Raw genomic sequence first — 11,226 nt, 5'->3', positions numbered from 1 at the left:
CGGTCGTGGTCAGGGGGCCGGTTCGGGCGGGGCCGGCCGCGTTCCGGGGCGGTCGGTGAGGTGGAGCGGCAGCCGGGACAGCACGTCGAGGGCGAGGGCTTCGGCGGCGGCGGCGTCCGGGCCGGTGGTGATCGCGCCGGCCAGCACCTCGTCACCGCCGCGGTAGTGCGGCAGGACGGTGCCCGGGGCGAGGTCCAGGCCCCAGAAGACGTCGTGGACACCGGGGGTACGGGCGAGTTCGGCCAGGTCACCGACCCGTCCGACGGTGCCTCCGTCGGCGGGCAGATAGCGCTGGACGACCGCGCGGTCACGGGTCCGGCGCAGTTCCTCCTCGACCAGGGGGCGGCCCAGGGCGAGACGGACGGCGTTGGGCAGCGGGTCGATTCCGGTGGCGAGCGGCATGACCTCGGTGGCGATGCGGGCGCCGGTCAGCCGGCAGGTGATCTCCAGCAGGTACACCCGCCCGTCGGGGGTGCGCAGGATGTCGGTGTTGACGACGGCGGTGGTCAGCCCGAGCGCGTCGACGCCCCGCTGGACCGTCCGCACCACCTCGGCGCGCTGCTCCGCGTCCAGCACGGAGGGCAGGGTGTCGCCGCCCTCGAAGAAGTGCGGGAAGAAGCGTTCCTTCTCGCCGTACTCCCGGTCGGCGAACCCGGTGACCCGCAGGACGCCGTCGAGGGCGAACCCGGCCACGGTGTGCTCGGTGCCGGACAGGTACTCCTCCACGACGACCCGGCCGGTCGGGCTCAGGGCGAGGGCCTGCTCGACGGGCCCCCGCGCCGTGTCCCGGCCGTCCAGCTTGGCGACGCCCAGGGAGCCGGTGCGGTCGCTGGGCTTGACGACGGCGGGCAGCCCGATCCGGTCCAGCGCGGCGAGGGCCGCGTCGGCGGTGGTGGCCACGGCGAACCGGGGCACGGGCAGCCCGGCCCGGTCCAGCGCGGCGATCCGGCGGTCCTTCAGGGTGCACAGGTCGGCCACCTCGACGGGCACGCCGGGGCAGCCCAGCTCGGCGGCCAGCCGAGCCACGACCGGCGGATTGTCGTAGCCCAGTGACATGACCCCGGATATTCTCCCGGGCCGCTCCGCACGAATTGCCGAGAGTACGGCGCCGAAGTCGTCCGGGTCGGCTTCCAGGAGAATATCGGCGCCTTTTTCGACGCGTTCGGTGATCCGGTCCGTGACGACCAGTGTCCGCACGCCCATTTCTTGCACACGGGCGAGCGACCTGTCCATTCCGGAGCCTATCCCGGGGATCAGGAGGGTGTCGGTCACCTGGCCACGTACCAGACACGGCGGGTGTCCTCGCGTACCGGCTCACGGTCGAGTCCGGCGTACGTGTCCACGCTGGAGAAGCCAGCCGCGAGCAGGGCGGCGGTGATCGCGGCAGGGTCGTGGCCGCGCTGCGGATGGGTCTCGTGGACGCGGTGCCAGCCGCCCTCGGGGGTCCGGCGCACGACGGTGACCGTGGTGTCCACGCGGCCGGTGGCGGCGTCGTACGGGTTCTCCCAGACCTCCAGGACGTCCTCGGTGTTCTGCTCCACGAACACCTGCCCGGCCCAGCCCCGTTCGACGAACCAGACCGGGTGCGCGTCGAGCACGGCGAGGCCGCCGTCCTCGGTGGCGGCCCGCAGGGTGCGGGCGGCGCGCTCCAGGTCGCCCTCGTCGACCATGTAGTTGACCGTGTTGTAGGTGCAGGTGACCACGGAGTGGCGCCGCTCGCCCCGGTAGTCGCGCAGGTCCCCGCGGACGAGGTCGACGCGCACCCCGGCCCGCTCGGCGGCCGCCCCGGCGTGCCGCAGCATGTCCGGCGACTGGTCGACGCCGGTCAGCCGGTCGAAGCGGCCGGCCAGCGCGACCAGCAGCGTGCCCGTGCCGCAGCCCAGGTCGAGCAACGAGCCGGTACCGGCCCGGTAATGGGAAATAAGCTCGGGGAGTTTCTTGGAAACTTCCTCGGTGAAATCATTGTAGGGTGCCCCGGCATAAATGTCGGCATACTCGCCGAAGAAATCTGTGCGTGCTTCGTATTGCGTCATGACCGCCCCATTCAGTAGTGTCGATTTCCGCGCCGGGCACTTCGCGGCCCGCCATTTCCTTTTCGATCCCAGAAGGAGAATTCGCATGCACACCGCGAACGAGGGAAGCCTTTCCGCAGATCTTCCGCTGCTGTCCGACCAGATAGACCGCCTGGCGATCCAGGAGTGGGTCGAGCAGCGCGGCCTCGGGGTGGAGGTCCGCATGTTCGGCCGGGGCTTCCGGCTGACCGGCCCCCTCGACACGGACGCCCTGGGCGCCGCGCTGACCACGCTCGTCGCCCGGCACGAGGCGCTGCGCGCGGCCTTCCCCGACCGGGGCCGGGCCGGGCGCCAGGAGATCCGTCCCGCCCGGCCCTTCACGCCCGTCCACGAGGACCTCACCGCGCTGCCCGAGGACGAGCGGGCGGACGAGGCGCTGCGCCGGGCCGGCGCCTTCCTGAGCCAGAACCTCGACCTGGACGGCGGACTGCTCATGAGCGGGGTCGTCTACCGCCTGGGCGAGGAGGACCATCTGCTGGGCCTCGCGGTCGACCACCTCGTGGTGGACGGCCAGTCGTTCGAGATCCTGGTGAACGAGCTGTGGGAGCTGTACGCCGCGGCCGTCGAGCATCGCGAGGCCAAGCTGCCCGAACAGCGCTTCACCTACGCGGACTTCGTCCGCTGGGAGGCGGAGTGGCTGGGCCGCGACCCGAGCCCCCGCCAGATGATCGCCCGCTTCGCGGAACTGCTGGACGGCATCGGCACCAACGCGCCCGTGTACCTGCCCGGGATGCTGCGCGAGACCAACGACCGGTACGCGGTGGGCACGTTCGACGGCTCGTTGCCGCCGGAGACCGCCGCGCTGCTCGCGGAGTACTGCCGCTCCTCCCGCACCACCCCGTTCGTCGTGCTGTTCACCGCCTACCTGTGCGCGTTGCACGCCCGCAGCGGGCGCAGCGACCTCGCGGCGCTGATCCCGGTGACCCGGCGCACCGAGGAGCACCTGCTGGACCTGGTGGCGTTCCTGTCCACCTACGCCACGGTCCGGGTGCGGATCGACTCGTCCCTGACGTTCAAGGAGCTGAGCCGCACGGTCCGTTCGGCCGTGCTGGAGACGCAGCGGCTGGGCCAGGTGCCGGCGCCGGAGGTCACCTCCTCGCTCGCCCCGCACCACCTCGGCCGGCTGCTGGAGCGGCCGTGCACCTTCTTCGACGTGGCGCCCGGCGGCTGGAGCGGCGGTGGCCGCGAGACCGGCGGTCTGTCGGTGGAGCCGACCGAGGTGCCCGGCGACCAGCACCAGATCGAGAGCCTGGAGCTGTTCGCCTCGGTCGACGACAGCGGTGTGGACTTCACCGTGCTCTTCCCCGCCGATGTCTTCGGCGAGGAGAGCGTGCGAGAGCTCGCTCATGAGTTCACCTCCTTGGTGCACAGGTTCCTGACTGCTCCGGACACGGCGATCGAGGACGTGCTGCGGGCCGGCTGAGCCGGCCCGCTCGGACCGGGAGCCGCACGGCCGGCCCCCGGTCCGGACCGGTTCAGGACGGCGCGCCGGCCATCCGGATCACCTCGAAGGCCTCGCTGTGGCCGTGGCCCGCGCTGGTGACGGCCCGGTAGGACGCCAGCCCGCGCACCGCCTCGTCCCAGGCCGCGTGCCGCAGCTGGGAGCGGTAGCAGCGCATGGCCGCCACCTTCAGCTCGATCTGGTCGGTGACGTCCTCGGTGTACTGGGCCTCGCCGAGCGGGGCCCAGACCTCGTAGCCCAGCACCAGGGACGGCGGCGGCGCGGGCGGCCCGGCCTCCTCGAAGAAGTCGGACTCCGCCATCCACAGCGACTCCAGGCCGAGCCGGTGGACGGCCCGGTGCTCCATGTCCCCGTCGTCGCGGTGCGGCAGGTACACCCGGTCGGGGCGGACCTCGCGCAGCACCTTGACGACGGCGAGGTGCAGCCGCCGGTCGGCGGCGAAGTCACGGGACGGCTCGTCCAGCGTGATGCACCGCTTGACGCCGAGCACCCGGCAGGCGTCCGTGGTCTCCGCCGAGAACTCCTCGTCCCCGACCCCGTGGTCGGCGAGTCCGCGCTCACGGCGGATCACGATGACGACGGTGACCTCCGCGCCGGACTGGGCGAGTTTGGCGATGGAGCCGCCGCAGCCGATGACCTCGTCGTCGGGGTGCGGGGCGATCACGAGGACCCGGGTCACCGGCTCGCTCCGCCCGGCGCTCCGTACCCGGCCCAGCGCGCCCACTCGGCCGTGCGCGCCATGCCGTCGTCCAGGGTGGTCCGGGGCGCGGTCAGGACGCGCGCGGCGAGGGCGGCGTCCACCCGGGCGGGGCTGGCGTAGAGGGCCTGCTCCCAGTCGGGCACGGCCCCGCGGGCGGCGGTGCCGGCCGGGGCGGTCAGACCGCGGATCTCGCGCAGCCGGTCGAAGAACTCGCCCCAGCCGGGCTCGTCGGGCCCGCCCACGAGGAACTTCCGCCCCGCCGCCGCGGGTTCGGCGAGGGCGGCCAGCACGGCGTCCACGACGTCGTCGACGTAGACCGCGTTGCAGGCGCCGCCGGCACCCGTCACCGCCAGCTCCTCGAACTCCTCCGCCGGGCGGGTCAGCTGGGCGACGGTCCACTGTCCGCCCCAGGGTCCGTAGACCACGCCGGGCTGCAGGACGACGGTCTCGGGTCCGTCGCCGTGCGCGGCCAGCACCAGCCGTTCGGCGGCGGCCTTCTGCTGCTCGTACTCGCGGTCGTCGGCGTTCTCCGGGAGCGGCGGGGCCGTCTCGTCGAAACGGGTCAGGCCGGTCGTGTCGTACACGTCGACGGTGCTCAGGTGCACCAGCCTGTCCGCGCCGGCGAGCTTGGCCGCGGCGAGCAGGTTCGCGGTCCCCTCGACGGTGGTGCGCCAGCGGTCCGCCACCTCGCCCTGGGACCCGAACGCGCAGTGCACGACCAGGTCGCCGCCGTGCAGGGCCTTGCGCAGGCTCCGCGGGTCGTCCAGGTCAACGGTCTGGAAGGTGAGCCGCTCCTGCGGCAGCACGGAGAGCCGGGCGGCCCGGCCGTAGCCGCGCACCAGCGCGCGGACCTCGGCACCGGTGTCCAGCACCAGCCGCTCCACCACGCGGGCGCCGATGAACCCGCTGGCGCCGGTGACGACGATGCGCCTGCCCGCGAAGTCGTTCATGCCACGCTCCTCGAAGTCGTCCCGGTCAGCCAGGGCTGGGCCAGCGGGCGCCGCGCGGGCCCCGTGTAGCACTGCTCGATCAGCCGGGCGACGCGCAGTCCGTCCTCGGCGGTGGCGTGCGGCGCCACGTCCGCGCCGGAGCACACGTCGGCGAAGTTGCGGAGCTGCTCGACGAACAGGTCGTCCCACTCGTCCTGGGCGGGCGGTACGGCCCGGACGTCGCCTCGGTGCAGTTCCTCGCCGGAGGCGGTGACCAGCGTGCACTCGCCGGCCGGGAAGTCGGTGCCGACGCTGACCTCGGCGGCGGTACCGGTGACGACGCAGTTGATGCCGAGCGCGCGGACCCTGCTGAGTTCCAGCACGGTCTCCACGCCCCCGACGCGCAGGGTGACGACGGCGTCGGCCTCGACGCCGCCGAGGCTGTCGTCGACGTAGTCGACCACCTCGACGTCCGGGCCGAGCCACCACAGCAGGATGTCGAAGACGTGGGAGGCCGTGTCGGTGAGGACACCGCCGCCCGCGAGAGCCCGGTCGAACATCGACCAGGAGACCGGCTCCCAGCTGTACGGGTGCCCCTCGGTCCACTTGACCCGGGTCACGGTGCCCAGCTCGCCGTCCTGGATGAGGCCGCGTACCCAGGCGTTGGCGGGGAACAGCCGCCGCGGGTGGGCCATCAGCAGGTGGGTGTCCGGGGCGGCGGCCGCGGCGGCGGCGAGGGCCTCGGCGTCCGCGGCGGAGGTCGCCATCGGCTTCTCCAGCAGCACGTGCTTGCCCCGGGCCAGCAGGTCCCCGGCGACGGCGGCGTGCAGGGTGTGCGGTACGGCGACCACGGCGGCGTCGAAGGCGTCGGCGGCCTCCTCCACCGAGCGGGCGATCAGCACGTCATCGGCGCTGCCGCCCTGTTCCGTGTACCAGTCGAGGGCGGCTCGGGCCTGCTCGGGGTCCGGGTCGATCAGGGCGGTGAGCCGGATCTGCGGGACGTGGGGCAGCGCGGTCAGGTGACAGGACCGGGCGGCGGCTCCGCAGCCGACGACGGCCAGTCGCAGCGGGGGCATGGGCGACTCCTCGGGTGTGGTGTGCGGGGGGGGGATGGGAGGGGCGGGTCAGGTGGCCGGGTGGAACACCCAGAAGTTGGGCTCCGCGTAGACGCCTTCGCCGTCCGCCGAGACCTCCAGCGGGGCGAGGGCGCCGGGTACGAGATGGCGCGCGGGGCCGGGCAGCGGGTGTCCGGCGATCTCCTCCCAGCGGGAGGCGGGCTGGCTGATCACCAGCGAGCGGTCGCAGGGGCCGAGCAGTTCGGCGCCCAGCGCGGCGTGGGTGGCCAGCCAGGGATCGAACGGTGTGCCGTCCGGCCGCCGCCAGCGCGCGTAGTCGGCCATCGGGACGAGCGGGTAGCGGGCCTTGCGGGTGGGGCGGACCGGGATGAGGACCCCGCGCAGGCCCGCGGCGCGCGCCGCGTCCCCGGCCCGGGTCAGCAGCCGTTCGGCGAGGCCGCTGCCGCGCAGCCGGGCGGAGACGCTGACGGAGAGCATGCACAGCGTGTCCGGACGGGCGGCGGGTCCGTCGAACGCGGAGACGAGTACGTCGTCGGAGCCCCCCGGCAGGCCGGCGGTCGTGCCGTCCCAGCCGATCGGCAGGCCGTTGGCGGCGGCCACCAGCCGGCCCTCCTCGTCCAGGACGCAGATCTGGTGGGCCGGGTGGGTGTCGTAGAGCCGGTGCCAGCGCCAGTTGCCGGGCGATTCCCAGCTCATGAACGCGGGCATGTTGCCGGTGATCAGTTCGTCGACGGCCGGCTCCAGCTCGGGCGCCCGCTCCAGGCTGGTGACCGTGAGGGCCGACAGGTCCGCCACGGCCGCCTCAGCCGATCAGGCGGTTGCCGGCGCTCGCCCGCATGGTGCGGGAGCGGCGCAGGTCGTGGGTGACGTTGATGCGCTTGAGCCAGCGGTCGGTGCCGTCGTAGCGGGCGGTGAAGGGCAGCCGGCCGTGGACCACGCGGTGGTTGTTGACGAACAGGCAGTCGCCCTGCTCCAGGGCGACCTCGCGCAGCCCGGCGTCGACGACCGCGATCAGGTTGTCGAGGGCGCGGCGGGCCTCCGGGTCGTCCTCGGGGACCTCCATGAAGTACGGGTCCAGCCGCAGGTACGGCTCCTGGCGCGGGCCGAACAGGGCGGCCACCGGGCGGCGTTCGTGGATCAGCCGCTCGATGGTGGCGAACCGCTCGGAGTCGCCGTCGGTGCGGACGGAGTTGTTCTTGGGCAGGTGCGACTCGTCGGGCGCGATGTGGAAGCGCTCCGCGAAGAGCACCTCCAGGTCGTCCTCGGAGAGCGCTCCGTGGGCGTAGCAGCCGACGGTGGTGGCGACCTTGTCGGGGTTGCGCAGGGAGGCCAGGACCAGGTAGTCGCCGCGGTGCGGGTGGAAGGCGTCCTCGGTGTGCCAGGTCAGCAGTTCCTTGCTGCCGAGGCCGAGTTGGTCGTTCTCGTGGCTGCGGATGGGGAAGATGTCGTGCACCAGCCGGCCGTCCTGCTGGGTGGTCCAGCCGAACGGCTCGCCGAGCAGCGCCGCGTACAGCAGGACGAGGATCTCCTCGGGGAACTCCCGGTTGGGGCGGGGCCGGCCGCGCCAGTGCTCCGGGGTGGGGCCGATGCGGTCCTGGTCGAAGAGGTGTCCGCTGATCACGCAGTGGCCGGTGGGTTCGTCGATGGCGAAGGTGCGCAGGAACCGCTGGGTGCGCACCGGGAGGTCCGCGGCGAGCCGGGGCAGGTCGAGCAGGAGTGCCGGGTCGTCGTCGCCGGTGTAGCGCCGCGCGGCGTCGATCGTCAGCTCGGCCGTCTGCCGCGCCTCGTCCGGGGTCAGGAGCAGAACGTGCTCCTCGGCGGGGGTGTCCATGGCAGTTCAGTCCTTACGTATGACAGGTGGGAACGGTGCCGGCACCGGGCGGGTCCGCGCCGTGGCGAGCCACTGCGCGAGGCGGCGGGGTGTCGGGTGGTCGAAGACGGTCGTGGCCCGCAGTCCGACGGTGCCGGGGAAGTCGGCGCGGAGTTCCGTGACCAGGCGCATGGCGAGGATCGACTGGCCGCCGCTGGCGAAGAAGTCCGCGTCGCTCTCCAGCCCGGGGTCCGCCAGCAGCTCCCGGAAGCGTCGCAGGACGACGTCGAGCGGGTCGTTCGCACCGCTCGCCGCGCCCGGGACCGGGGCGCCCGGGGTCCCGGCCGTGCCACTGTCGCCGTCCGGGCCGGTGGCGGTGTCGCCGTCCGGGCCGGTGGCGGTCAGGAGCGCGGTGAGGGCGTGGCGGTCCACCTTGCCGTGGGCGTTCTTCGGCAGGGCGCCGGTCCAGAAGAACTGCTGGGGCGCGGCCCAGCCGGGCAGTTCGGCGGTGAGTCCGGCGAGGAGCCGCGCGCGCTGCTCGGCGGTGACCGGCGTCACGCCGTCCGCCGCCGTGACCGGTCCGGCCGGGACGAGGCAGGCCAGCAGGGTGCCGCGGGTCCGGGTGTCCGGGAGGACGACGGCCTGGGCGACCGCCGGATCGGCCGTCAGCAGGCGTTCCACCGAGGCCGGTTCGAGCCGGTGACCGCGGATCTTGATCTGGTCGTCCACCCGGCCGTGGAACTCCACGTCGCCGCCGGGCAGGACGCGGCCGAGGTCGCCGGTGGCGTACAGCCGTCCGCCGCCGGGCTCCGCGCCGGTGACGAACCGCCGCGCGGTCTGCTCCGGGTCGCCGAGGTAGCCGGGGGCCAGTGAGGGGCCGCCGATGTGGATCTCCCCGACGGTGCCGGGCGGCACCGGCCGCCGTTCGGCGTCGCGCACGCTGACGTCGGCGTTGGCGAGCGGGGTGCCGATCGGGACTTCCGTGGCGTCGTCCGGCAGCGGTCCCTCGTACATGGTGGAGGTGACGGTGCACTCGGTCAGCCCGTAGACGTGTACGAGCCCGGCGTGTCCGGCGCGCTCCCAGCGCCGCCAGTCCCCGGGGTCCATGCGTTCGCCGCCGACCAGCACCCGGCGCAGCGCGGCCGGGGTGGTCGCGCCCCGGACGTCCAGCCAGTGCGCGTACTCGCGCCAGTACTGGGTGGACAGTTCCACGGTGGTCACGCGCTGATCGCCGAGCAGGGCGTGCAGTTCCTCCGGGTCCGGTACGGCGGTGTCCGGGCGGCAGACGACGGTCCCGCCGCGGGTGAGCACGGGGAAGACCTCCTCCACGACCACGTCGAACCCGAGGGAGGCCAGTTGCAGCCACCGGTCCCCGGGGCCGAGGCCGAGCCGGGCGGCGGCCGCCAGGGCGAACCCGTGCAGCGCGTCCCGCCCGATGCCGACGGCCTTGGGCTCGCCGGTGGACCCGGAGGTGAACATGGCGTACGCGGGACCGCCGGGCGTGCTCGCGCCGTCACCGGGGACGGACGCCGGGTCCGCCCCGGTACCGTCCAGCTGGGGGCCGAGGTCCACCCAGGGCAGGGCCGCCCCACGGGGCGCGGGGCCGCGCCCGACGAGCAGGGCGGCGTCGACGCGGGCGCAGCGGGCGGCGCGGGCGGCCTCGGGGAGGCCGTCCTCCAGGACGGCGAAGGCGGCACCCGCGGCCAGTGTGCCCAGCATGGTCAGGACGGCGTCCAGCGGGGCCGCCGCGTGCAGCATCACGTACCGGCCGGGACCGGCGCCCGCGGCGGCCAGCCGGCCGGCCACGGACCGTGCGGCGGCGTGCGCCTGACGGTACGTCAGGGTGCGGTGCCCGTCGGTGAGCGCGGGGCGGTCGCCGTGCGCGGCCACCACCTCGTGCCAGAGCCGGGACAGGGCGTCGGCCCCGCCCGTCGTCGGGGAAGCGGTCATCAGCGGCCGTCCCGGGCCCGCAGGAAGGCGGAGAGCGTGTCCAGCCCGTCGGTGAACTCCTTCTCGGTACCGCCGAATCCGAGGCGTACGGCGCCCTCGCGGCCGAAGGCGGTGCCGGGGACGAGCAAGGTGCCGTACGTCTCCAGGAGTTCGGCGCAGAAACGCTCGGAGTCGGTGACGCCGGGCAGCTCCAGCAGGCAGCAGACCCCGCCGCGCGGGGGTGTCCAGGCGACCAGGCCCGCGTGGTCGGCGACCCACTTCTCCAGCACGGTCAGGTTGGCGCGGGCCTCGGCCCGGCGGGGCGCGATCAGGGCGTCCGCGGCGCGCATCGCGGCGGTGGCCAGCGTCTCCACCAGCGGGGAGAGGAACAGGGTGGTGCGGTCGCGCACGGTGAAGCTGCGTTCGATCAGCTCCTCGGGCGCCGCGCACCAGCCGACGCGGAGACCGGGCAGCCCGAACGCCTTGGAGAAGGTGCCGTAGCTGACGGTGCGCGCATACCGGGTGCCGGGGTCGGGCAGCGGTGGCCCGTACCAGCTCATCTCGGCCGTCGCCGCGTCCCAGACCAGGACCGCGCCGATCTCCTCGACCCGGTCGAGCAGTCCCCGGTACGCGGTGTCGGTGAGGGTGGCGCCCGTCGGGTTGTGCGGGAAGTTGACGATCACCGCCCGGGTGTCCGCGGGAATCGCCCGCTCCAGGGCTCGCGGGTCGGTGTCGGCGGCGGTGAACACGTCCAGCGGCACGGGGTGCAGGACACAGCCGGCCGCCCGCGGATAGTGCACGAGCGAGTGGTACAGCATGTCCGGCAGGACCACCCGGTCGCCCGGCGAGAGCAGGGTCTCCAGGGTCAGGGCGATCGCCTCGCTGGAGCCGTGGGTGACCATGACGCGGTCGGCCCGGCCGGGGAGATAGCGGTCGGCGATGGCCCGGCGCAGCTCGGGCGAGCCCTGTGAGGTGCTGTCGTCGACGAGGATGCCGTCGAGGTCGGTTGCCTGGAGGCCGGTCAGCTCGCGCAGTTCGGCGTAGGTGTAGGGGTGCACTCCGCTGGAGCTGATGTCCCGCTCCGCCTGGTCGAGCCTGCGCCGGTACCACTCCTCCAGTACCGGAGGCTCCGCATGGCGCGATGCATTGAATTCCATTCGAGTCCGTGACACGAAGAAAACCTCATCGGATAAGGGCTCAGAAAAATCGGTGGACAATGCGTCCGGGCACTCACCATGCGCCTCGACT

10 protein-coding genes are annotated in these 11,226 nt (G+C 73.7%); 1 reads left to right on the top strand and 9 read right to left on the bottom strand.

Features of this window, described 5'->3' with window-relative positions:
* Positions 1-9: 9 nt before the first annotated feature.
* Both NX794_RS06350 and NX794_RS06345 read right to left on the bottom strand, forming a co-directional pair.
* Positions 10-1,203 carry an ATP-grasp domain-containing protein gene (locus tag NX794_RS06350; protein ID WP_258777202.1) on the bottom strand — a complete coding sequence of 398 codons (1,194 nt, stop codon included), beginning with the start codon at positions 1,201-1,203 and terminating at the stop codon, positions 10-12.
* A gap of 65 nt (positions 1,204-1,268) precedes the next feature.
* Positions 1,269-2,033, bottom strand: a complete 765-nt coding sequence (locus NX794_RS06345) for a class I SAM-dependent DNA methyltransferase (RefSeq protein ID WP_309505965.1) — start codon at positions 2,031-2,033, stop codon at positions 1,269-1,271.
* 85 nt (positions 2,034-2,118) lie between these two features.
* On the opposite strand from NX794_RS06345, the gene NX794_RS06340 reads away from it, so the two are divergent.
* Positions 2,119-3,495, top strand: coding sequence for a condensation domain-containing protein (locus NX794_RS06340; protein WP_258777200.1), 1,377 nt, complete (start codon positions 2,119-2,121; stop codon positions 3,493-3,495).
* Positions 3,496-3,547: 52 nt separating this feature from the next.
* Here NX794_RS06340 and NX794_RS06335 read toward each other — a convergent pair whose 3' ends face one another.
* Genes NX794_RS06335 through vioD form a run of 7 tightly spaced genes read right to left on the bottom strand, consistent with a single transcriptional unit; the run spans position 3,548 to position 11,135 of the window.
* Positions 3,548-4,213, bottom strand: coding sequence for a PIG-L deacetylase family protein (locus NX794_RS06335; protein WP_258777199.1), 666 nt, complete (start codon positions 4,211-4,213; stop codon positions 3,548-3,550).
* Positions 4,210-5,184, bottom strand: a complete 975-nt coding sequence (locus NX794_RS06330) for an NAD-dependent epimerase/dehydratase family protein (RefSeq protein WP_258777198.1) — start codon at positions 5,182-5,184, stop codon at positions 4,210-4,212. The genes NX794_RS06335 and NX794_RS06330 overlap by 4 nt, the downstream gene beginning before the upstream one ends.
* Complete coding sequence (locus NX794_RS06325; protein ID WP_258777197.1) at positions 5,181-6,239, bottom strand: Gfo/Idh/MocA family protein; 1,059 nt, start codon at positions 6,237-6,239, stop codon at positions 5,181-5,183. The genes NX794_RS06330 and NX794_RS06325 overlap by 4 nt, the downstream gene beginning before the upstream one ends.
* A gap of 48 nt (positions 6,240-6,287) precedes the next feature.
* Positions 6,288-7,034: a GNAT family N-acetyltransferase gene (locus NX794_RS06320; RefSeq protein ID WP_258777196.1), complete on the bottom strand. Its 747-nt coding sequence runs from the start codon at positions 7,032-7,034 to the stop codon at positions 6,288-6,290.
* Between the two features lie 7 nt (positions 7,035-7,041).
* The gene (vioC, locus tag NX794_RS06315; RefSeq protein WP_258777195.1) at positions 7,042-8,070 is read right to left on the bottom strand and encodes an arginine beta-hydroxylase, Fe(II)/alpha-ketoglutarate-dependent; all 1,029 of its coding nucleotides are present in this window, start codon (positions 8,068-8,070) and stop codon (positions 7,042-7,044) included.
* 6 nt (positions 8,071-8,076) lie between these two features.
* Complete coding sequence (locus NX794_RS06310; RefSeq protein WP_258777194.1) at positions 8,077-9,999, bottom strand: non-ribosomal peptide synthetase; 1,923 nt, start codon at positions 9,997-9,999, stop codon at positions 8,077-8,079.
* Entirely contained in the window at positions 9,999-11,135 is a 1,137-nt protein-coding gene (gene vioD, locus NX794_RS06305; protein WP_258777193.1) for a capreomycidine synthase, read from the bottom strand. The genes NX794_RS06310 and vioD overlap by 1 nt, the downstream gene beginning before the upstream one ends.
* Between the last annotated feature and the right edge of the window lie 91 nt (positions 11,136-11,226).

It is taken from the genome of Streptomyces pyxinicus, assembly GCF_024753135.1.
GTDB lineage: Bacteria > Actinomycetota > Actinomycetes > Streptomycetales > Streptomycetaceae > Streptomyces > Streptomyces pyxinicus.
Note: the sequence above shows the minus strand (reverse complement) of the source record. Positions and strands in the feature narration are given on the sequence as shown.